Source organism: Megasphaera vaginalis (ex Bordigoni et al. 2020) (assembly GCF_900240295.1).
In the GTDB taxonomy this organism is placed as follows: Bacteria; Bacillota; Negativicutes; order Veillonellales; family Megasphaeraceae; genus Megasphaera; species Megasphaera vaginalis.
The window spans coordinates 256,359-279,447 of the sequence record NZ_OEQB01000004.1 but is presented as its reverse complement, the minus strand read 5'-3'; the positions used below and the strand labels follow the sequence as shown (position 1 = coordinate 279,447).

Here is a 23,089-nt window from a genome sequence, read left to right as displayed (position 1 = left end):
AGCCCGCACCAGGGCCGCCGCCGGCGCCGCGTCATCGCCGATCGTCAGCAATGCCAGCACGTGATGTCCCGCCGTCAGTTCCACTTCAATTCCTTCCCGGCGCAGCTCTTTTTCCGCCGCCGCACCGTCAAGACCGAGAGCGGCCACATCGATAGTCAGTTTCGTTTCATCAAAGGCGGCTACGCCGTCATAGGCGCAGATCTCCCGTCCGAAACAGCGAATGCCGCTGATGGCATTCAGCTCGCGGCGTACGCGCCGCGCCAGCGATACTGCCGCCGGCACCAGTCTGCCGCCGTCTGCCGCCATCTGCCGCCGCGCTTCATCCAGCGAGGCGAGCAGCCAGTAATTGGGACTTGTCGACTGTACCAGCGCCATAGCCCGCGCCACCCGGTCCGTATACGGAAACCCCTTGCGGCAGTGAAGCATCGACGTCTGCGTGACGGACCCCAACAGCTTGTGCGTACTCTGGGCCACGCAATCGGCGCCGCAGGCCAGGGCCGCCGGCGGCAACGCCTCGGCGAAGGCCAGATGAGCGCCGTGCGCTTCATCGACGAGAACAAGAAGGCCCCGGTCATGCGCATAAGCCGCCATGGCGGGCAAATCGACGGCAATCCCGTCATACGTGGGATAGGTAAAGACGACGGCCCGCGCCCGGGGATGCGCCGCCACCGCCTGCTGCAGGGAATCCAATGTCGGTCCCAGCGTCACTTCCTCGGCGGCGGCAAAACGGCTTTCCATATAGACCGGCGCGGCGCCGCAGAGGATCAATCCGTTCAACACGCTGCCATGCGCTTCGCGGGGGATGATGACCTCGTCGCCGTCGCAGCAGACAGCCAGCAGCATGGCGGCAATACAGGCCGTCGTCCCATTGACGGAAAAAAAGGTTCGCCCGGCGCCGTACAGCTCGGCAGCCAAGGCCATAGCCTCCCGAAGCGCGCCGTGCGGCTGAAAAAGATCATCCAGCGCATACATCAACCCCAGATCCCGACGCAGGGCTTCGCCGAAAAGCTCGCGCTGGTATGGCGAAGCGCCTCTGCCGCCCTTATGGCCCGGCGTATGAAAGGGCACCATCCGCCGGCGGCAGTAGTCTTCCAAGGCTTCGGCAAAAGGCGCCTGCAGCTGTCTATTCTCCGTCATAACGAACCTCTCCGAAAGCCTGCAAAAACGGCTGCACCTGCCGCCAGCCGCCGGCACCGGCAAACGCCCTCATTTGCCGCAACGAGCGGCAGAGAGAACCGTGAAGCCTGTATCCGCCGAGCTCCTGCGGCCCGACCCAAGCATACTGCAAATGTTCATGCGAAAGGCGGACAGCCGCCGTTTCCGCCGCCGCCGCGAAAATCACCCCGTTCAGGCAGCTGCCGCCGCAGCAATAATGCCAGATCCCGACAGGCGCCAACACGGCGACGGCAAGACCCGTTTCTTCATGGACCTCACGCCAGAGCGCCGCGATAAAGTCTTCATCCTGCTCCAGTCCGCCTCCCGGAAATTCCCAGTGATGGCGGCGGCGGCCGTCATTTTTCTGAAGCAGCAGCAGTTTCCCGCCGTGAAAAACCATCGCTTTCACGCTCTGCCCCATTTTTCCTTTTTTCTCCTGCTCCATGGACGCCCTCCCTCGTATATGTTGATGCTATTGTACCACATCACCTTTTCGGCCGCTATCCCGTAACAGTACAGAATCATCTCTTTCTGTCCCGTTTACTTTTATTTATTTTTTTATTCTAAAAACAGTATAAAAATCTAATTATCCGCATAAACACTGGACTTATCACACTTTATCAAGGTCAAAACCACTCAATTTACTACTAATTTACTACTTATGAATGAGCTTTGATACGACGATTTATCCTTGAAAAGTGAAGATACAAAGATACTTCCAATAAAATTGAATATTTAATAGGTAGACACTTCAAAAAATGAGGTGTCTATTTTTTTACCCAATATTTGAAAGGAAGTGAACTTATGAAAACAGAAAATCAAGAATCAAAAGGTCGCTCCCCTCCCTTTAAGACCATCAAACAAACAAGATTTATCAAACAATAAAAAGAAAGGATAGGTAAAAATATGGAACTTAAATTTGTGATTCCCAACATGGAAAAAACATTTGGCAATTTAGAATTTGCTGGCGAGGATAAAGTAGAACAGCGAAGAATCAACGGACAATTAACTGTCTTATCTCGAAGCTACAACCTCTATTCTGACGTTCAAAGAGCAGATGATATTGTGGTGGTGCTTCCTGCTGAAGCTGGAGAAAAACATTTCGGCTTTGAGGAACGTGTAATGTTAGTCAATCCACGTATTACCGCAGAGGGCTATAAAATTGGTACTCGTGGATTCACAAATTACCTTTTACATGCGGACGACATGATAAAAGAATAAAGAAAGAGAGGAAAAATGATGAGATTACCTAATGGCATTGTATTAGATAAAGACGCTACATTTGGAGAATTAAAGTTTTCAGCACTCCGTCGTGAAGTACGAATCCAAAATGACGACGGTACGGTTTCAGATGAAATCAAAGAACGTACCTATGATTTAAAATCCAAAGGGCAAGGACGTATGATTCAAGTGAGTATTCCTGCCAGTGTTCCTTTGAAAGAGTTTGACTATAACGCAAAAGTGGAAATCATCAATCCAGTTGCAGATACCGTCGCTACCGCTACCTTCCGAGGGGCAGATGTTGACTGGTATATCAAGGCAGACGATATTGTATTGACGAAAGATTCCAGTACCTTTAAAAATCAGCCACAACCTAAAAAAGAGCCAGCCACGGATAAATAGTCATGCTACTTCCACTAGAGAGAAAGGAGGAAATCCCGCATGAAACAGTTTGGCATTCGTGGTAAAAGGATTCGCCCAAGTGACAAGGATTTAGTCTTTCATTTTACAGTAGCGTCCTTACTGCCAATTTTCCTGCTGGTTATCGGACTGTTTCATGTGAAGACAATCCAGCAGATTAACTGGCAGGACTTTAACCTATCACAAGTAGACAAGATTCACATTCCCTATTTAGTTATTAGTGTTAGTGTCGCAATTCTTGTCTGCTTGCTGGTGGCATTTCTATTCAAAAGATATAGATATGATACAGTAAAACAACTGTACCACCGTCAAAAGCTGGCTAAGATGGTACTTGAAAACAAGTGGTATGAATCGGAACAGGTCAAAACAGATGGCTTCTTCAAAGATTCGTCCAGTCGTACTAAGGAAAAGATAACCTACTTTCCCAAAATATTTTATCGCCTTAAAGATGGTTTAATACAGATGCGAGTGGAAATCACGCTAGGAAAATATCAAGACCAGCTCCTACACTTGGAAAAGAAATTAGAAAGCGGATTGTACTGTGAGCTGACGGATAAAGAGTTAAAAGATTCTTATGTGGAATATACCCTGCTCTATGACACCATCGCCAGTCGTATTTCTATTGATGAAGTCCAAGCCAAAGATGGCAAACTACGCTTGATGGAAAACGTATGGTGGGAATATGACAAGCTCCCTCACATGCTCATAGCTGGTGGTACAGGTGGCGGTAAAACTTACTTTATACTGACACTGATTGAAGCCTTGCTTTATACAGATTCTAAGCTCTATATTCTTGACCCAAAGAACGCCGACCTTGCCGACTTAGGCTCTGTGATGGGGAATGTCTACTACAGAAAAGAAGATATGCTCTCCTGCATTGACCGTTTCTATGATGAAATGATGGCACGAAGTGAAGCTATGAAAGAGATGGAAAACTATAAGACTGGCGAGAACTATGCCTACTTAGGACTTCCTGCAAACTTTCTTATCTTTGATGAATACGTGGCTTTCATGGAAATGCTGGGAAATAAAGAAAATACCGCAGTCTTAAACAAGCTCAAACAGATTGTCATGTTAGGTCGTCAAGCTGGCTTCTTTTTAATACTGGCTTGTCAACGTCCAGACGCAAAATATTTAGGCGACGGAATCCGTGACCAGTTTAATTTCAGAGTGGCACTTGGAAGAATGTCTGAAATGGGCTATGGCATGATGTTTGGCAGTGATGTACAAAAAGATTTCTTCTTAAAACAAATCAAAGGTCGTGGCTATGTTGATGTGGGAACAAGTGTCATATCAGAATTTTACACTCCCTTAGTACCAAAAGGTCATGACTTTTTGGAGGAAATAAAAAAACTAACCAACAGCAGACAGTCCACGCAGGCGACGTGCGAAGCGAAAGTCGCAGGTGTGGACTGATCTTGCTGGCTGGTGTGGCGATAGCCACGCCAGCACCTAACCCCCCGTATCTAACAGGGGGGTACAAATCGACAGGAAACAGTCAAAAAAATAGCAGAAAATTCTTTGGTTACAAGGAGTTTAGAAAATTTCGTGGTATGTCAAATGAGCTTCAATAGTTGACATACCTTTTTTAATTGGAGGGATTTAACTGAATGAACAAACTTTGATACAGCATTTAAAGGAAAAACGGTTGGCTTATGGGCTATCTCAAAACCGACTGGCTATTGCTACAGGCATTACAAGGCAATATCTTAGCGACATTGAAACTGGCAAGGTTAAGCCATCAGACGAGTTGCAACAATCCCTTTGGGAAACTCTGGAACGCTTCAATCCCGATGCCCCACTTGAAATGCTCTTTGACTATGTAAGGATTCGCTTTCCCACAATGGACGTACAGCATGTGGTTGAAGAAATATTGCAATTGAAACTTTCCTATTTTCTTCATGAAGACTATGGCTTTTATTCTTATTCAGAACATTATGCCTTAGGCGATATATTCGTTCTCTGCTCTCATGAGATAGACAAAGGTGTTCTGGTGGAATTAAAAGGTCGTGGGTGCAGACAATTTGAAAGCTATCTTCTAGCACAACAAAGAAGCTGGTATGAGTTCTTTATGGACGCTTTGGTGGCTGGTGGCGTGATGAAACGCCTTGACCTTGCCATCAACGATAAAACAGGGATTTTGAATATTCCCACACTGACGGAAAAATGCCTACAGGAAGAGTGTATTTCGGTGTTCCGCAGTTTCAAGAGCTATCGCAGTGGCGAACTGGTACGCAAAGATGAAAAGGAATGTATGGGAAACACGCTTTATATCGGTTCATTACAAAGCGAAGTCTATTTCTGTATCTATGAAAAGGACTATGAGCAGTACAAGAAAAATGATATTCCCATTGAAGACGCAGAGGTTAAAAACCGTTTTGAAATCCGACTAAAAAATGAGCGTGCCTATTATGCAGTACGTGATTTACTTGTCTATGATAATCCAGAGCATACAGCTTTTAAGATTATCAATCGGTATATCCGCTTTGTGGATAAGGACGATTCAAAAGCACGTTCCGATTGGAAACTCAATGAAGAATGGGCATGGTTTATTGGAAACAATCGTGAACGATTAAAGCTAACCACAAAACCAGAGCCTTACTCTTTCCAAAGGACACTAAACTGGCTATCTCATCAAGTCGCCCCGACCTTAAAGGTTGCTATTACACTTGATGAAATTAACCAGACGCAGGTTGTGAAAGACATTCTCGACCATGCGAAACTGACAGACCGACACAAGCAGATTTTAAAGCAACAGTCGGTAAAAGAACAGGACGTGATAACGACAAAAAAATAACTTAAATACAAATTCACTGCATACAGAAAGGAGAACATTTTTATGAATTTTGGACAAAACCTTTATAACTGGTTTCTATCAAATGCTCAATCACTGGTACTTTTAGCAATCGTTGTAATTGGCTTGTATCTTGGCTTCAAGCGTGAGTTTAGTAAACTGATTGGCTTTCTCATCATTGCGATTATTGCGGTGGGCTTGGTGTTCAACGCTGCTGGAGTAAAAGACATTTTATTAGAGCTATTTAATCGCATTATCGGTGCTTAAATTAAACCGTTATTTTGTGGAATATAAGTGGTTTTCTTATGTTCCGCAAAAGAATGGTACACCAAACGAAGTGCGGTAGGGATTTTTGAATCTCTACAAAGAAAGGACGTGAACACATGGACGATATGCAAGTCTATATTGCCAACTTAGGTAAATACAATGAAGGAGAATTAGTCGGTGCTTGGTTTACCTTTCCCATTGATTTTGAAGAAGTCAAAGAGAAAATCGGCTTGAATGATGAATACGAGGAATACGCCATTCACGATTATGAGTTACCCTTTACGGTTGACGAATACACTTCTATTGGCGAACTCAATCGCCTATGGGAAATGGTATCGGAGTTGCCAGAGGAACTACAATCCGAGCTATCTGCTCTGCTCACTCATTTTTCAAGTATTGAGGAACTAAGCGAACATCAAGAGGATATTATCATTCACTCGGATTGTGATGATATGGCAGATGTCGCACGTTACTACATTGAAGAAACTGGAGTATTGGGCGAAGTGCCAACCAGTCTTCAAAACTATATTGATTACGAATCCTATGGTCGTGATTTAGAAATTTCGGGAACTTTTATCACAACCAATTATGGGATTTTTGAAATCGTCTATTGAAAGGATTGATTCTATGAAGAAAATACGAAGCTATACCAGTATTTGGTCTGTTGAGAAAGTGCTGTACTCCATCAACGATTTTAGACTTCCGTTTCCCATAACCTTTACGCAAATGACGTGGTTTGTCGTGTCACTGTTTGCGGTTATGATACTTGGCAACTTGCCACCTCTTTCCATGATTGAGGGAGCATTTCTCAAATATTTTGGAATTCCTGTGGCTTTCACATGGTTTATGTCTACAAAAACCTTTGATGGTAAAAAGCCTTATGGATTTTTGAAGTCTGTCATTGCTTATGCACTGCGACCAAAGCTGACCTATGCAGGGAAAAAAGTAACCCTTGGCAGAAACCAGCCACAAGAAGCCATTACGACAGTTAGGAGTGAATTTTATGGCATATCCAATTAAATACATTGAAAATAATCTGGTCTGGAATAAAGATGGCGAATGTTACGCCTATTATGAGCTTATTCCTTACAATTACTCATTCCTAAGTCCAGAACAGAAAATACAAGTGCATGATTCTTTCAGACAGCTTATCGCACAAAATCGTGATGGCAAGATTCATGCTCTACAAATCAGTACAGAATCCAGCATACGTTCTGCACAAGAACGTTCCAAAGAGGAAGTAACTGGCAAACTCAAAGTAATTGCCTATGACAAAATCGACCAACAGACAGACGCTTTAATATCCATGATTGGCGAAAATCAAGTGGACTACCGCTTCTTTATCGGCTTTAAGTTGCTTCTCAACGATCAAGAGTTTTCTATGAAAAGTCTTACCGTTGAAGCCAAAAATGCTTTGTCTGATTTTGTCTATGATGTGAACCATAAGCTAATGGGCGATTTTGTCAGCATGAGTAATGATGAAATCCTGCGTTTTCAGAAGATGGAAAAGCTCTTGGAAAATAAAATCTCTCGTCGTTTCAAAATCCGTAGACTGGATAAGGACGACTTCGGCTATCTGATTGAACATCTTTATGGACAGACAGGTACAGCTTATGAAGATTATGAGTACCATCTATCAAAGAAGAAGCTGGATAATGAAACGCTGATTAAATATTATGACCTTATTAAACCGACCCGTTGTCTGGTGGAAGAAAAACAGCGATACCTAAAAATTCAACAGGAAGACGAAACCGTCTATGTGGCGTACTTTACCATCAACAGCATTGTCGGCGAATTGGACTTTCCGTCCTCTGAAATCTTCTACTACCAGCAACAGCAATTTACATTCCCGATTGATACTTCTATGAATGTGGAAATCGTGGCAAACCGTAAAGCACTAAGCACCGTTCGTAATAAAAAGAAAGAACTAAAAGACCTAGATAACCACGCATGGCAAAGTGATAACGAAACCAGCTCTAATGTGGCGGAAGCTCTGGAAAGTGTCAATGAGCTGGAAAATAATTTAGACCAAAGCAAGGAATCCATGTATAAGCTCTCTTATGTGGTGCGTGTTTCCGCAAATGACTTGGACGAATTGAAACGTCGTTGTAATGAAGTGAAAGATTTTTATGACGATTTAAGTGTCAAGTTGGTACGACCATTTGGAGATATGCTGGGCTTACATGAAGAATTTTTACCATCAAGCAAGCGTTATATGAATGACTATATTCAGTATGTAACCTCTGATTTCTTAGCTGGACTTGGTTTCGGTGCTACTCAAATGCTTGGCGAAAATGAGGGTATTTATGTTGGCTATAGCTTAGATACAGGACGCAATGTCTACCTCAAACCTGCTCTTGCCAGTCAAGGGGTTAAGGGTTCAGTAACCAATGCATTAGCGTCTGCCTTTGTAGGTTCGCTAGGCGGTGGAAAATCCTTTGCGAATAACCTTATCGTCTATTATGCAGTGCTTTATGGGGCACAAGCAGTGATTGTTGACCCGAAAGCGGAACGTGGCAGATGGAAAGAAACCTTGCCAGAAATCGCTCACGAAATTAATATTGTCAATCTGACTTCTGATGAGAAAAATAAAGGCTTACTTGACCCTTACGTGATTATGAAAAATCCCAAAGATTCTGAATCACTGGCAATCGACATTTTGACGTTCCTTACGGGGATTTCATCACGAGATTCTGACCGTTTCCCTGTTCTACGAAAAGCCATTCGTGCTGTAACTAATAGTGAAGTGCGAGGTCTTCTGAAAGTGATTGAGGAATTACGGGTTGAGGGAACTCAAATAAGCACCAGCATAGCCGACCATATCGAAAGTTTTACAGACTATGACTTTGCACATCTGCTCTTTAGTGATGGATATGTGGAGCAGTCTATCAGTCTTGAAAAACAACTGAACATCATACAGGTTGCCGACTTGGTACTTCCCGATAAAGAAACCTCCTTTGAGGAATATACCACAATGGAGTTACTATCGGTGGCAATGCTGATTGTCATTAGTACCTTTGCGTTAGACTTTATCCATACAGACAGAAGCATTTTTAAAATTGTTGACTTAGACGAAGCGTGGAGCTTCTTACAGGTGGCACAAGGTAAAACACTGTCTATGAAACTGGTTCGTGCTGGACGTGCTATGAACGCTGGGGTATATTTCGTGACCCAGAATACAGATGACCTTTTAGATGAAAAGCTGAAAAATAATCTTGGTTTGAAATTTGCGTTCCGCTCTACTGACCTTAACGAGATTAAAAAGACCCTTGCCTTTTTCGGCGTTGACCCAGAGGACGAAAATAATCAGAAGCGATTGCGTGATTTGGAAAATGGACAGTGCCTTATCAGTGATTTATATGGTCGTGTCGGTGTGATACAGTTCCACCCTGTATTTGAAGAACTGCTCCATGCCTTTGATACCAGACCGCCTGTGCGAAAAGAGGTGTAAATGTGAAACCATCAATATTAAACAGAATAAAATCAAACTGGACGCTGAAGCGTCTAGGTAAAGTGGCAATGACAGTGGCTTTCACACTTGTGATTGCCATTTTTCTTTTAGCCATGATGGGAACAGTGGTTCAAGCTGCGGGCTTGGTAGATGATACAATCAATGTGGCAAATGAGTACAGCCGATACCCACTTGAAAACTATCAACTGGATTTTTATGTTGATAATAGCTGGGGCTGGCTACCGTGGAACTGGTCGGACGGAATTGGAAAACAAGTCATGTATGGCTTATATGCCATTACCAATTTTATTTGGACAATCAGTCTTTATGTTTCCAATGCGACTGGCTACTTAGTTCAAGAAGCCTATTCCCTTGACTTCATTTCTGCTACAGCAGATTCCATTGGCAAGAATATGCAGACCCTTGCAGGAGTTACGCCTAGCGGACTATCAACAGAGGGATTCTATGTTGGATTCCTCTTACTCTTGATTTTGGTTCTTGGGGTTTATGTTGCCTATACAGGACTGATAAAAAGAGAAACTACAAAAGCGATTCATGCCATTGTGAACTTTGTCATGGTATTTATCCTATCAGCTTCCTTTATTGCCTACGCTCCCGACTACATTAAAAAAATCAATGATTTTTCATCAGACATCAGTCAAGCCAGCTTATCACTTGGCACAAAAATTGTCATGCCCCATTCCGATAGTCAAGGCAAGGACAGTGTGGACTTGATACGTGACAGCCTATTTTCCATACAGGTTCAACAACCGTGGCTACTGCTTCAATACAACAGTTCAGACATTGAAAGTATTGGTGCTGACCGTGTGGAAAGTCTACTTTCAACCAGTCCAGACAGTAATAATGGAGAAGACAGAGAAAAAATTGTAGCAGAAGAAATCGAAGACAGAAACAATGTGAACATGACGATTACAAAAACTATTAACCGCTTGGGTACAGTCTTCTTTCTCTTTGTATTCAATATCGGGATTTCTATATTCGTATTCCTACTAACAGGAATCATGATTTTCTCGCAGGTGCTTTTTATCATCTATGCTATGTTTCTGCCTGTGAGCTTTATTTTAAGTATGATTCCATCTTTTGATGGTATGTCGAAACGAGCCATTACTAAACTCTTTAATACCATTTTGACACGAGCTGGAATCACGCTGATTATTACGACAGCCTTTAGTATTTCAACCATGCTCTATACCTTATCGGCTGGTTATCCGTTCTTTTTGATTGCCTTTCTACAGATTGTGACCTTTGCAGGAATCTACTTCAAACTGGGCGATTTAATGAGTATGTTTTCGCTTCAAAGCAACGATTCTCAAAGTGTGGGAAGTCGTGTGATGAGAAAACCTCGTATGCTTATGCACGCTCATATGCACCGCCTACAGCGTAAACTTGGACGCTCCATGACAGCTTTAGGTGCTGGCTCTGCCATTGCCAGTGCTACAGGAAAACAAGGACAGTCGGGTAGTTCTGGTAGGACACAAGCAGATCACACCCGTCCAGACGGACAGGAAAAATCAACACTTGGAAAACGTATCGGACAAACAATCGGAGCAGTTGCTGATACCAAAGATAAAATCGTTGATTCTGCTGGTAATCTCAAAGAACAGGTTAAGGATATTCCGACCAATGCAAGATATGCAGTGTATCAAGGAAAATCCAAAGCAAAAGAAAATGTTCGTGACCTAACTTCCAGTATTTCTCAAACCAGAGCAGACAGAGCCAGCGGACGCAAGGAACAGCAGGAACAAAGACGCAAAACCATTGCAGAGCGTCGCTCTGAAATGGAACAGGTCAAACAGAAAAAACAGCCAGCTTCTTCCGTTCATGAAAGACCAGCTACTAAGCAAGAACAATCTCATGATGGACAGACCGCAAAACAATCTTCTGTTCAGGCTTTACGCATGGAATCTCAACAAGCCAAACAGGAGCGTCCAGCAGTTAAGTCCGATTCTTCAAGTTTAAAAGCGGAACGTCAAAACCGTACTACACAAGAAAGAACAGTTCAAAAGCCAGCAACTTCAACTACACCAGCAGACAGAGCTTCACAACGTCCAGTCACAAAAGAGCGTCCGTCTACTGTTCAAAGAGTTCAAAGTCAAAACCTTAGAAATAGACCACCAATAAAATCCGCCACTATCAAGAAAGGCAGTAAGAAACCATGAAACTGAAAGCTTTAGTGATTGGTGGTTCTGGGCTATTCTTGATGGTCTTCTCACTACTTCTGTTTGTTGCCATTTTATTTTCAGATGAACAAGATGGCGGTTTTTCAAACATTCACTATGGCGGTGTGAATGTTTCCGCAGAAGTGCTGGCTCATAAGCCTATGGTAGAAAAATACGCTAGAGAATATGGCATTGAAGAATACGTCAATGTACTGCTTGCTATTATACAGGTGGAATCGGGCGGTACTGCCGAAGATGTTATGCAGTCCTCGGAATCCCTTGGTCTACCACCCAATTCATTGAGTACAGAAGAATCCATCAAGCAAGGTGTGAAGTATTTCAGTGAATTATTAGCCAGTAGAGATAGGCTCGGTGTGGATTTGGAATCGGTTATCCAGTCCTACAATTATGGCGGTGGCTTCTTAGGGTATGTGGCTAATCGTGGAAACAAATATACCTTTGAACTGGCTCAAAGTTTCTCTAAGGAATATTCAGATGGCGAAAAAGTGTCCTATCCCAATCCAATAGCCATACCCATCAATGGGGGCTGGCGATATAACTATGGCAATATGTTTTATGTTCAGCTTGTTACGCAGTATCTTGTCACAACTCAATTTAATGATAATACGGTACAAGCCATCATGAACGAAGCACTGAAATATGAGGGTTGGAAGTATGTCTATGGCGGAGCTTCCCCGACTACTTCATTTGATTGTAGCGGACTGACACAATGGACGTATGGCAAAGCTGGGATTAAATTACCACGAACCGCACAACAACAATATGATGTGACCCAACATATCCCACTATCCGAAGCAAAAGCCGGCGATTTAGTTTTCTTTCATTCTACCTATAACGCTGGTTCTTATATTACTCATGTTGGCATATACCTTGGCGATAATCGAATGTTTCACGCAGGAGACCCTATCGGCTATGCCTACTTAACAAGCTCCTACTGGCAACAGCATTTAGTAAGAGCAGGACGAATCAAACAATGAGAAAGGAAGATTCAATGATGAAATTCAGAAAAAATCAGAATAAAGAAAAACAGATACCAAAGGAAAAGAAACCTCGTATCTACAAAGTCAATCCTCGTAAAAAGGTTGTAATTGCCTTATGGGTGCTTTTAGGGCTTAGTTTTAGCTTTGCGATATTTAAGCACTTTACAGCTATTGATACCCATACCGTTCACGAAACAACTATCATAGAAAAGGAATACGTTGATACTCATCATGTAGAAAATTTTGTAGAGAACTTTGCGAAAGTTTACTACTCATGGGAATTAAACGACAAATCTATTGATAATCGAATGGAAAACCTCAAAGCCTATCTGACAGAGGAACTTCAAGCTCTCAATATCGATACGGTTCGTAAAGATATTCCTGTATCGTCTTCTGTAAGAGGGGTTCAGATATGGACGGTAAAAGCGGATGGCGAAAACCAGTTTGATGTGACTTATAGTGTAGACCAGTTGATTACAGAGGGGGAAAATATAAAGACCGTCCATTCTGCTTATGAATTGACAGTCTATGTTGACAGTGATGGAAATATGGTTCTTATTAAAAATCCGACGATTACCAGCGTTCCAGAAAAATCAGATTATACACCAAAGATAAAAGAAAGTGATGGCATGGTTGATTCCACCACAACCAATGAAATCAATGAGTTTCTAACAACGTTCTTTAAATTCTACCCGACCGCAACCGTAAAAGAACTTTCTTACTACGTGAATGATGGGATTTTGAAGCCGATCAGAAAAGATTATGTCTTTCAAGAATTGGTAAATCCTATTTATAATCGCAAGGATAATCAAGTCACGGTATCACTGGCAGTAAAGTATCTCGACCAGCAGACCAAAGCAACGCAAGTATCTCAATTTGATTTGGTGCTAGAAAAGGTAGGAAATAACTGGAAGATTATAAAATAACTTTTAGTACATGGTTATAGCTATTTGTAACTGCTATTTTGTAACCACGTTCTCCTTTGACAAAAAATCGGATATATCTTTACAAATGTACTCTTATGTGCTAATGTTAATGTAAGTATATAAAAGGAGTTAATAAATATGCGGCAAGGTATTCTTAAATAAACTGTCAATTTGATAGTGGGAACAAATAATTAGATGTCCCTTTTTAGGAGGGGTTAGTTTTTTGTGCCCAGTTTAAGAATACTTTTATCATGTGATTATGAAGTATACAGAAAATATCTGTATGCTTATGATTGTGCATTTATTTCCCAGTGATAAGAGTATCTGTCACTGGGATTTTTTATGCCTTTTTGGCTTTTGAATGGAGGAAAATCACATGAAAATTATTAATATAGGTGTTTTAGCTCATGTTGACGCAGGAAAAACTACTTTGACAGAAAGCTTACTATATACTAGTGGAGCGATTGCGGAGTCAGGAAGCGTGGATAGAGGCACAACAAGAACGGATACTACATTTTTAGAACGTCAGCGAGGAATTACAATTCAGACAGCAGTAACCTCTTTTCAGTGGAAAGATATTAAGGTAAACATCATAGATACTCCAGGACATATGGATTTTTTAGCAGAAGTATATCGCTCGTTATCAGTTTTAGATGGGGCAATCCTACTAATTTCTGCGAGAGATGGAGTACAAGCACAAACTCGGATATTATTTCATGCACTAAATAAAATGGGTATTCCCACAATCTTTTTTATCAATAAGATTGACCAAAATGGGATTGATTTATCAACGGTTTATCAAGATATTAAAGAGAAACTTTCTATGGAAATTATAATCAAACAGAAAGTAGAACTGCACCCTAATATTTGTGTGATGAGCTGTACGGAATCTGAACAATGGGATACGGTAATAGAAGGAAATGATTACCTTTTGGAGAAATATATACTTGGGAAATCATTGGAGATATTAGAACTCGAACAAGAGGAAATCAGAAGATTTCAGAATTGCTCCTTGTACCCTGTTTATCACGGAAGTGCAAAAAGCAATATAGGGATTGAGCAGCTTATAGAAGTGATAACAAATAAATTTTATTCATCAACATACAGAAAGAAGTCTGAACTTTGCGGAAATGTCTTCAAAATTGAATATTCGGAAGAAAGACAACGTCTTGCATATGTACGCCTTTATGGCGGTGTCCTGCATTTGCGGGATTCGGTTAGAATATCGGAAAAGGAAAAAATAAAAATTACAGAAATGTATACTTCAATAAATGGTGAATTATGTAAAATTGATAAGGCTTATTCCGGGGAAATTGTTATTTTGCAAAATAAGTTTTTGAAGTTAAATAGTGTTCTTGGAGATACAAAGCTATTGCCACAGAGAGAGAGAATTGAAAATCCGCTCCCTCTGCTGCAAACAACTGTTGAACCGAGCAAACCTCAACAAAGGGAAATGTTACTTGATGCACTTTTAGAAATCTCCGACAGTGACCCGCTTCTACGATATTATGTGGATTCTACGACACATGAAATCATACTTTCTTTCTTAGGGAAAGTACAAATGGAAGTGACTTGTGCTCTATTGCAAGAAAAGTATCATGTGGAGATAAAAATAAAAGAGCCTACAGTCATTTATATGGAAAGGCCGTTAAAAAAAGCAGAGTATACCATTCACATCGAAGTGCCACCGAATCCTTTCTGGGCTTCCATTGGTCTTTCTGTAGAACCGCTTCCATTAGGGAGCGGAGTACAGTATGAGAGCTCGGTTTCTCTTGGATACTTAAATCAATCGTTTCAAAATGCAGTTATGGAAGGGATACGCTATGGCTGTGAACAAGGATTGTATGGTTGGAATGTGACGGACTGTAAAATCTGTTTTAAGTATGGCTTATACTATAGCCCTGTTAGTACCCCAGCAGATTTTCGGATGCTTGCTCCTATTGTATTGGAACAAGTTTTTAAAAAAGCTGGAACAGAATTGTTAGAACCATATCTTAGTTTTAAAATTTATGCACCACAAGAATATCTTTCACGAGCATATAACGATGCTCCTAAATATTGTGCGAACATCGTAGACACTCAACTGAAAAATAATGAGGTCATTCTTAGTGGAGAAATCCCTGCTCGGTGTACTCAAGAATATCGTAATGATTTAACTTTCTTTACAAATGGACGTAGCGTTTGTTTAACAGAGTTAAAAGGGTACTATGTTACTACTGGTGAATCTGTTTGTCAGCCCCGTCGTCCAAATAGTCGGATAGATAAAGTACGATATATGTTCAATAAAATAACTTAACACATTTTATATTGTTATATAAATGTGGCTTCTTGTTAAACGAGATGAAATATTCTTTAATACAGATTTAAATTAAATGTAAAGGAGGAGATAATTATTATAAACTGTGAGTGGGTACTGTGTCCCATCTGTGGAAATAAAACACGTTTGAAAATAAGGGAAGATACTGAATTGAAGAACTTTCCTCTCTATTGTCCTAAATGTAGACAGGAAAATTTCTGTAAAATATAGTACAGATAAAAAAATGGAGGGTTGCATCATGACAACAAAACGAGTCCTTGCAATACATGATATGTGTTCTTTCGGCCGCTGCTCTCTGACGGCCGCGCTGCCGGTCATTTCATCCATGGGTATTCAAGTCTGCCCGTTCCCGACAGCGCTGTTCAGCAACAATCTGACGTACGGCACCTTCACCTTTACTGATTTCACGCCGCATATGCAAGAGTTCATGGATAAATGGCAGGAACTCGGCTATACGTACGACGCCATCTACAGCGGCTTTTTGGCTGATGGCGGCCAGACGGCCATTGTCGCCGAAGCGGCGGCGCGTTTCGGCACAACAGACACGTTGATTGTCGTCGACCCGGCAATGGCTGACGACGGCGCGTTGTATCCCGTCTTCAGCACAGCCTTTGTCGGCGAAATGCGCAAGCTGATCGGCAAGGCGACGGTTATCACTCCGAACTATACCGAAGCCTGTCTGCTTCTGGACCGTCCGTATTCCGCCGACGTCTTGACCACAAAAGAAGTGACCGACGTCTGCCGTCAGCTGACGCAGCTCGGACCGAAGCAGGTCGTCATCACCAGCGTTCCCGGCGCCAACGACGAGATTCGCAACATCAGCTACGACAGTCTCTCCGCTTCTTTCAATGAAGAAAAGACTTATCGCATCCCCTTCAGCACCTGCGGTACCGGCGATATTTTCACCAGTGTCCTCACTGGCGCGCTGCTTCGCGGCAAAACGCTCCACGATGCTGTAAAAACGGCTACGACCTTCCTCAGCCATGCCATCAGTTACACGTACAAAGCAAAATCGGATTACAGAGAAGGCGTTCAGGTAGAGCCTTGCCTGAAAGAGCTGGTAAAACTCTGTCCGTAATTTCCCTGCCGACCAATGAAAAAGGACCGATGAATCCGTTTCGATTCATCGGTCTTTTTTTATCCCCGTCTCACAGGATCATGACGAACGTGCCGAGAACGATAAGCGCCGTGCCGGCCGCCGTTTTCAGAGAAATACCTTCTCCCAAGAGCACCGCCGCCAGCAGTACCGTAAAAACGATGCTGCATTTGTCGATAGCCACAATCTGCGCTACGCTGCCTGTCTGCAACGCTTTGAAATAGCAGAGCCACGAAGCCCCCGTCGCCAAACCGGAAAGAAGCAGAAACCACCAGTTCCGACTCGTAAAGGATTGCAGCGAACTGCCGTGTCCGGCAATAAACACCATGGCCCACGACATGACAAGAACCACTACGGTGCGAACGGCAGTGGCCGTCGTGGAATCGACGCCATCCATGCCGATTTTCGCCAAAATAGCAGTCAGCGCCGCGAAAACAGCGGAAGCGAAAGCAAATAGCAATGCCGTCATCAGTATTCCTTCTTTCTCATGATCCTATCTTAATTGTACCCTTTTCTATTTCAAATAAATGCACGGCGCCGGCCCGCTCGGCAGCAATATCCCGTGCCAATCGTTGCGTTTCGGCGGAGCAGGTAAAGAGAAACAGCTGTTTTTCCGCCGCCAAATCGGCCAGAAAAGAGAGGGCCTCCTTTTGACGCACTTCATCAAAGCGGACAAAAACGTCGTCAAGAATCAGCGGCAGCGGTTCGATCTGTTTGGCAAACGCTTCTGCCAAGCTGATGCGGATAGCCAGGTAGATCTGATCTCCCAGACCGCTGCTCCATTGTTTTTCCGGGACCCGGCGCTGCGTATTGTCGACGGCAAAGAGCTGATGTCCGTCAAAGCTCGCCTGCAGCGTATAGCGTCCCTGTGTCATCCGTTCCAGGTATTCGCCGGCCCGGCTGATGATCAGCGGCTGGCGGACCCGTTCGTAGTAAGCCTGTGCCGCTTCAAGTATATGGGCGGCAAATACGTCGGTCAGCCAATCGTCGACAAGCCGTTCCAATTCGGCGGCGCCGTTTTCCTTGTCCTGCAGCAATCTCGCGGCGCTGTCATTCCTGGCCATGCGGCTGAGACGTTCAACAATGACGCCGCGCCGTTCGGCAATGGCCGCCAGTTTCTGTTCTCCTTCCGCCGCCTTCCGTTCATAAAAAGCACATTCTTCGTTCCAGAATTTCGGTTCGTGCACCTTCAATTCGCGGCGCAATTCGGCCAGTTCTGCCGGATTTTTGGCAATCAGCCGCAAATGGGCCTCCGACTGTTCGTGAATTTCGGCGTATTGACGGAATTGCTTGTAACGCAGCACCTTGCTGCGGAACTCCCCTGCTGTAGCGGCGCCGGTTTGTTCCATCAGGTACCCCATCTGCTGCCGCCGAATCTCTTTCTCCTTCTCCAAGCGGTCGATTTGTTCCTGTCGCTCTTCCTGCTGCCGGTCCTGCTCTTTGGCCACTTCCGCCTGCACGCGGATTTGCTGCCATTGGCGATATAGTTCTTCCGTCGTTTCCGGCGTACACTCCTTGCGGATGCCGAGAAGTTGAAAAAGTTGTTCCCCGTTATCGCGATAATAGACGAGTTCCTGATTCAGCGCCCCCTTCGTCTCCTGCCAATGGCGTTCTTCATCGGCCAATGCCTGCCACTGCCGCCAGTTCGCCGCAGCAGCAGTCAAATCGGCCGGTTTCAAGTGAATGAAGCCGCTCCCCTGCTGCCATTCCCGCCATTCCCGATCCAGACGGGCCGCTTCTTCGCGCCAATGCCGGCCGCGCTCTTGCCATTCCTGCTGCAAGGCCGTATACATGACATGCTGCTCCCGTTCCCAGGAAACGCGGCTTTCCCGTGTATGCCAATCGAGGTACCGGCGCCGCAGATCGTCCAGCGCTTCATCCCACGCTGCGGCCGCTGCCGTAGGCTGCAAGGCAATGCCTTCAGCCGCGGCCAGCCCGCTCAATTCCCGATCACAGGCGGCGAGCGCCGCTGACAGCCGCTGTTCTTCCTGCGGTACGCGGCCTCGGCGCTTGCCCTGATAGACGGCGGCAATACCGGCCAACAGCAAACTGGCAGCAACGCCGCAGCCGCCGAGCCGCATATCAATGGCGGCCAGCGCGATGAGAAGACCGAAAACGGCGGCAACGAGTACGAAGAGAACCGATAAGGCGAGGTACGTATGCGACGTTCCGGCCATTCCCTCTTGCAACCACGCAAGCTTTTCCGCCGTCTGCTGCCGTACGGTCAGCAACTGGCGGATCTTTTCCATATGGCGTCCCGTTTCCTGCCAGCCGTCCGCCGTCCGTTCCGCCGCATTGCTTGCCGGCTGAGCCGATCCCATCGGTTTCGGCTCGGCGGCCCGCCACTTCTCCTGCTCCTGCGCGACGGAATGCAGCTTCCGTGCCAGCGTCTCGGCCTGCTGCCAGTCAACCGCTTTCGGAATCGTCGCCGAGCCGGACCAGAGATGCAGCGTTTCGGCCAGGCGATTGCTGGCAAAGGCGCGGTCGACGGCGGCATCCTCACTGTCGTTCACGCGCTGCGCCGTTTCTCTCCACGCCGCCGCCTGACGGTGCAGCTCTTCTATCTGTTCACTGCCGCTGAGCCAGCGGTGCCATTCCTCCCGAAACGCCGATTTCGTGCGCAGTCCCTGTTTCAGCCCCGTGATCTCCAGATCGAATTCGTTCACCTTATCTTCCAGCTCTCTCCAGCGCTGTGCGCCGTCGGCGGGGAACTGCGCCACATCGGCGAGGGACTGCATGTGCTCCCAGGCATCGCAGCCGCGCTGATAGACTTCCCACGCCGCCAACGGCATCGCGATCCGCTCCAGCTGCTGCCGCGCTTCCTCTACGGCAACGCGAACGGTTCTGGCGTCGACGTGCGTCTTGCGTTCTTCCGCCTGCAACCTGGCAAATTCTTCTTCATCATAAGCCAACGCCTCAATCTTTTTATCGATGTCCTGTTGCGCCGCCAGCAAGAGATTGATCGGCTTTTTTCCCTGCGGTGAAGCGACAAAAAGATCATTCATACGACGCAGCAGGTCACGACGGATCACGCTCATGCGAATACCGCCTTCCATGCTGAAAAAATGACTGCGTACCGTTTCATTGGCGAGAATGCCGAATCCCTGCAGATCTTCAAGGCCGATGGCAAATATCTGGTCATAGGCGTTGCGGTCGAGACCGTGCCACCACAACACGGACGGCTCTTCGTGAAAAACAGTCGCACCGTCTGTAATATAAGATTCCTTTTCATTGCGGTAAATTCGATAAGACGACCCGTCTTCACGGCAGATATCCATATGTCCGAAATAACCGCGCCAATTGCCGCGCAAATAGCCGAAAAGCATGGACCGCACGTATTTCATCAATGTCGTCTTGCCGCTCTCATTCTGACCGTGGAGGACGATCAGACCGCGCTGCGGCGGATTCCATTCTACTTGATGATAAATACCGAAATCATCAAGGTTCATCTGCACTATTTTCATTGCCCCGTCCCCTTCTTGCCTGCCATGAGCCGTTCCATTCCCAACCATTTCGCCCGTTCAAAGGCCCCCAGAATACGGGCATCGCCGAGATTTCTTCCATATTCGCCGAGCCTGTCGAATTCCGGACGCTGCGCTAAAATTTCCCGCAGCTTGTCGAGTCGTTCTCCGTCCGGCAATTGTGACAGCGTATCGGCGGCGCGCAGATAATCACCGAGCATATCCGGCAGCCGGCTCCGTTCGGAACTGTTCAGCGGCGGCCGCGTCCGATTGTGAAGCCTGTCGATCATGACGAAAGCATATTTCCCCTTTTCTTCCTCTTGCCAGGCGTCCAGCCAATAACGGACGGCGTCGCCGTCATTGAGGACGGAGTACAATTGTCCCACTCCGGTAAAGGTCAGATTCAGGAACACAGGTTTGCCGAAAGACCGCCGCAAGTCTTCTTTCAAATGCCGAACGGCCTCGCGCAGCTGAGCCGTAGAATACAACTCGTCGATGGCGATCTCCGCTTCCTGCCAACGAACGACGCTGGTATCGATAAATTGCAGCTTCGCCGAACCGTACGGCCCGACTTCGACGTAATAACACCCTCGCGGCCCCGTTTCCGTCCGGTCGAGCCCCTGCGGATTGCCGGCGTAGACTACATACGGATCCTGTTGCAGCACCGCTTCTTTATGCACATGGCCCAAGGCCCAATAATCCATCCCCGTCGCCGTCAGATCAGCCAGCGAAGACGGCGCATACGGCGAATCACCGCCGTCAACCTGCGTATGGAGCAGCGCGATGGCATACCTGTCGTCGGCGCCGCGTTTGAAGCGTCGCGCCAGATTTTCCCTGACTTCCCGCTGTCCGTAACTCTGTCCGTATACGGCTGCCGCTTCCACTCCGTCTACGAGCAGCGGCACCCGTTCCGGCGCAGCGGCGGAAAAAACATGCACATTGGGCGGAAACGGAATTTCCGCTTTCCACAAATTGAGGGGGTCGTGATTGCCCGCAACCATAAAGACGGCAATCTTATGCTGCGCCAACGTGTGAAGCTGGCGCACGTAATCGAGCTGAGCCGCCAGATTGTGCTCGGCGCCGGTATAAATATCGCCGCACACGAAAAGGGCGTGCACATCCTTTTCGACAGCGATCTGTACAATTTTCTGAAAAGCCTTGAGCGGCGCGTTGCCGACGATCTGACGCCAGCGGTCGCTAAGTTCGGGAAGACGCCGGAACGGGCTTCCCAGATGCAGATCACCGCATTGAATAAAACGCAACGATTTTTCCATCATCAATCTCCTTCTCCCAACCAGGCGGCTTTAAGCGCCGCCACGGCAGCCGGCAAGTCGGCGCCCGGTATCTTTGAAAACGAAAGGAGAAACTGACATTTCTCTCCTTCTTCTTTCGTTTCATAAAACGGCGCCAGCGCCAAAACACGGCATCCCTTTGCCGCCGCCCGCCGCAGCAGTTCCTCTTCCGTACAGTCGCTGCGCAGCGAAACATGGCAGTATACGCCGGAAACGATCTTGCCCACATGCAGCGAAGAGCCGAAAGCGGCTTGCAGCAGGCGCCGCATGAGACCGCCCTTATCTTGATACTCCTTCCGCAACCGCCTGATTTGCCGCGTCAAATCGCCTTTGCGGATATACGCTGCCAGCGCGCATTGCTCGGCAACAGACGCGCTCTGTCGAAAAAGGGAGCGCCGTTCATTATATTTGGCCATGAGCTGCGGCGGCAAGACCATATAGCTGAGGCGAAGAAAAAAAGGCAACACCTTGGAAAGCGCTCCCATATAGATGACATGACCGCCGCTGTCAAGGCTCTGCAAGGCCGGTACGGGACGGCCGTAATACCGCAGCTCGCTATCATAATCATCTTCAATGATCAGTCCCGACCTGGCTTCAGCCCAGCGGAGCAATTGATAGCGCAAACCGACGGGCATGACCGATCCCGTCGGAAATTGATGGGACGGACTGATATAAGCCAGCCGGGCCTTACTTGCCTGCAACGGCGAAAGATCGAAATCCCCTTGATGCAAGGTCAGCGGCACGATACCGTAGCCGCTGCTGCGAAAAATCTCGCGGCCCAGCCGAAAGCCGGGATCTTCAACGGCGACGGAAGCGTGGTCGTCCCGCAGGAGCTGCGTCAAAATAGCCAACAGCGGCGCCGTCCCGGCGCCGACGATGATGTTTTCGGCCGAAGCGCGGACGCCCCGTTCGGCATACGCATAATGGCTGAGTACGTCGCGCAAGGTCCAGACGCCCTGCTCGTCTTGGCAGGACGACAGCAGCTCCGGTGAAGACAGGACGCGATTCATATGCTTTCGCCACGTATCGAGAGGAAAGCAATTCAGATCCATTGCACCGCTGCCGAAATCATATTGCCACTCCGCCTGCAGTCGCCTTGCCGGCTGCTGCGGCGGCAGCGCCGCCTGTCCCCGTTTATCCAGCAGAGCCACTTCATACCGCGCCTTGTGGCGCCGCAGAATATACCCTTCGCTGGCCAGCTGGTAATACGCCTTTTCCACGATCATTTTACTCACGCCCACAGCCTGCGCCAATTCACGAACCGATTCCAGCTTCGTGCCGCCGGCCATGTGCTGCTGCTCGATTTCCTTGCGGTAGTATTCATAAATTTGTACATAATACGGTTTTTTCCGTGTCCGATCAATTTGCAGCATCTCCGACTCCCCAACTCCCTGGCAATAGTATTTCCTGCCAGTATACTCGTTATATTCGTTGCGTTCTCTCTTTATTGTTAACCCGTTATTGCATTTGTTAATTTGACATTATGATTTCTCTTCCGTATACTAACC

The 23,089-nt window shown here is 46.3% G+C and carries 22 protein-coding genes; 16 read left to right on the top strand and 6 right to left on the bottom strand.

Annotation, left to right across the window (positions count from 1 at the left end):
- Window positions 1-1,137 (bottom strand): aminotransferase class I/II-fold pyridoxal phosphate-dependent enzyme (locus tag C0977_RS07115; RefSeq protein WP_101912897.1); only part of this gene is annotated, 1,137 nt, incomplete at its 3' end.
- Window positions 1,124-1,600: an NUDIX domain-containing protein gene (locus tag C0977_RS07110; protein WP_101912896.1), complete on the bottom strand. Its 477-nt coding sequence runs from the start codon at window positions 1,598-1,600 to the stop codon at window positions 1,124-1,126. The genes C0977_RS07115 and C0977_RS07110, both read right to left, overlap by 14 nt.
- A gap of 461 nt (window positions 1,601-2,061) precedes the next feature.
- On the opposite strand from C0977_RS07110, the gene C0977_RS07100 reads away from it, so the two are divergent.
- The 16 genes from C0977_RS07100 to C0977_RS07025 all read left to right on the top strand — a co-directional run bounded on the left by C0977_RS07100 (window position 2,062) and on the right by C0977_RS07025 (window position 16,810).
- Complete coding sequence (locus C0977_RS07100; RefSeq protein ID WP_000420681.1) at window positions 2,062-2,376, top strand: YdcP family protein; 315 nt, start codon at window positions 2,062-2,064, stop codon at window positions 2,374-2,376.
- A gap of 15 nt (window positions 2,377-2,391) precedes the next feature.
- Window positions 2,392-2,778, top strand: a complete 387-nt coding sequence (locus C0977_RS07095; protein ID WP_000985040.1) for a YdcP family protein — start codon at window positions 2,392-2,394, stop codon at window positions 2,776-2,778.
- Between the two features lie 39 nt (window positions 2,779-2,817).
- The gene (locus C0977_RS07090) at window positions 2,818-4,212 is read left to right on the top strand and encodes an FtsK/SpoIIIE domain-containing protein (protein WP_002368310.1); all 1,395 of its coding nucleotides are present in this window, start codon (window positions 2,818-2,820) and stop codon (window positions 4,210-4,212) included.
- A gap of 2 nt (window positions 4,213-4,214) precedes the next feature.
- A complete protein-coding gene (locus C0977_RS07085) occupies window positions 4,215-4,370 on the top strand; it encodes a hypothetical protein (protein WP_002390709.1) in 156 nt (51 codons plus the stop codon).
- 32 nt (window positions 4,371-4,402) lie between these two features.
- Window positions 4,403-5,593 carry a MobT family relaxase gene (mobT, locus tag C0977_RS07080; RefSeq protein ID WP_002368311.1) on the top strand — a complete coding sequence of 397 codons (1,191 nt, stop codon included), beginning with the start codon at window positions 4,403-4,405 and terminating at the stop codon, window positions 5,591-5,593.
- A gap of 42 nt (window positions 5,594-5,635) precedes the next feature.
- On the top strand, window positions 5,636-5,857 hold the full coding sequence (locus tag C0977_RS07075; protein ID WP_001009056.1) for a hypothetical protein: 222 nt from the start codon (window positions 5,636-5,638) through the stop codon (window positions 5,855-5,857).
- Window positions 5,858-5,973: 116 nt separating this feature from the next.
- Window positions 5,974-6,471 (top strand): antirestriction protein ArdA, encoded by a 498-nt coding sequence (locus tag C0977_RS07070; protein ID WP_002368312.1) that lies wholly within the window; start codon window positions 5,974-5,976, stop codon window positions 6,469-6,471.
- A 13-nt stretch (window positions 6,472-6,484) separates the two neighbouring features.
- On the top strand, window positions 6,485-6,877 hold the full coding sequence (locus C0977_RS07065) for a conjugal transfer protein (protein ID WP_025186755.1): 393 nt from the start codon (window positions 6,485-6,487) through the stop codon (window positions 6,875-6,877).
- Complete coding sequence (locus tag C0977_RS07060) at window positions 6,861-9,308, top strand: ATP-binding protein (RefSeq protein WP_002368314.1); 2,448 nt, start codon at window positions 6,861-6,863, stop codon at window positions 9,306-9,308. The genes C0977_RS07065 and C0977_RS07060 overlap by 17 nt, the downstream gene beginning before the upstream one ends.
- Before the next feature lie 2 nt (window positions 9,309-9,310).
- Window positions 9,311-11,488 (top strand): CD3337/EF1877 family mobilome membrane protein, encoded by a 2,178-nt coding sequence (locus C0977_RS07055; RefSeq protein ID WP_007556404.1) that lies wholly within the window; start codon window positions 9,311-9,313, stop codon window positions 11,486-11,488.
- On the top strand, window positions 11,485-12,486 hold the full coding sequence (locus C0977_RS07050) for a lysozyme family protein (protein WP_014262668.1): 1,002 nt from the start codon (window positions 11,485-11,487) through the stop codon (window positions 12,484-12,486). Before C0977_RS07055 ends, C0977_RS07050 begins: the two co-directional genes overlap by 4 nt.
- Entirely contained in the window at window positions 12,483-13,415 is a 933-nt protein-coding gene (locus C0977_RS07045; RefSeq protein ID WP_041250823.1) for a conjugal transfer protein, read from the top strand. The genes C0977_RS07050 and C0977_RS07045 overlap by 4 nt, the downstream gene beginning before the upstream one ends.
- Window positions 13,416-13,674: 259 nt before the next feature.
- Window positions 13,675-13,776, top strand: a complete 102-nt coding sequence (locus C0977_RS11230; protein ID WP_207719977.1) for a tetracycline resistance determinant leader peptide — start codon at window positions 13,675-13,677, stop codon at window positions 13,774-13,776.
- A 15-nt stretch (window positions 13,777-13,791) separates the two neighbouring features.
- Window positions 13,792-15,711, top strand: coding sequence for a tetracycline resistance ribosomal protection protein Tet(M) (gene tet(M), locus C0977_RS07035; protein WP_101912895.1), 1,920 nt, complete (start codon window positions 13,792-13,794; stop codon window positions 15,709-15,711).
- Window positions 15,712-15,828: 117 nt separating this feature from the next.
- On the top strand, window positions 15,829-15,942 hold the full coding sequence (locus C0977_RS07030) for a cysteine-rich KTR domain-containing protein (protein WP_200814240.1): 114 nt from the start codon (window positions 15,829-15,831) through the stop codon (window positions 15,940-15,942).
- Window positions 15,943-15,970: 28 nt separating this feature from the next.
- Window positions 15,971-16,810 carry a pyridoxamine kinase gene (locus tag C0977_RS07025; protein ID WP_101912893.1) on the top strand — a complete coding sequence of 280 codons (840 nt, stop codon included), beginning with the start codon at window positions 15,971-15,973 and terminating at the stop codon, window positions 16,808-16,810.
- Window positions 16,811-16,880: 70 nt separating this feature from the next.
- On the opposite strand, the gene C0977_RS07020 is transcribed toward C0977_RS07025, so the two are convergent.
- Genes C0977_RS07020 through C0977_RS07005 form a run of 4 tightly spaced genes read right to left on the bottom strand, consistent with a single transcriptional unit; the run spans window position 16,881 to window position 22,954 of the window.
- On the bottom strand, window positions 16,881-17,297 hold the full coding sequence (locus tag C0977_RS07020; protein WP_101912892.1) for an EamA family transporter: 417 nt from the start codon (window positions 17,295-17,297) through the stop codon (window positions 16,881-16,883).
- 16 nt (window positions 17,298-17,313) lie between these two features.
- Window positions 17,314-20,292 carry an AAA family ATPase gene (locus tag C0977_RS07015; protein ID WP_101912891.1) on the bottom strand — a complete coding sequence of 993 codons (2,979 nt, stop codon included), beginning with the start codon at window positions 20,290-20,292 and terminating at the stop codon, window positions 17,314-17,316.
- Window positions 20,289-21,566, bottom strand: a complete 1,278-nt coding sequence (locus tag C0977_RS07010) for a metallophosphoesterase family protein (protein WP_234987597.1) — start codon at window positions 21,564-21,566, stop codon at window positions 20,289-20,291. Before C0977_RS07010 ends, C0977_RS07015 begins: the two co-directional genes overlap by 4 nt.
- A complete protein-coding gene (locus tag C0977_RS07005) occupies window positions 21,566-22,954 on the bottom strand; it encodes a PLP-dependent aminotransferase family protein (protein ID WP_101912889.1) in 1,389 nt (462 codons plus the stop codon). The genes C0977_RS07010 and C0977_RS07005 overlap by 1 nt, the downstream gene beginning before the upstream one ends.
- Window positions 22,955-23,089 lie beyond the last annotated feature (135 nt).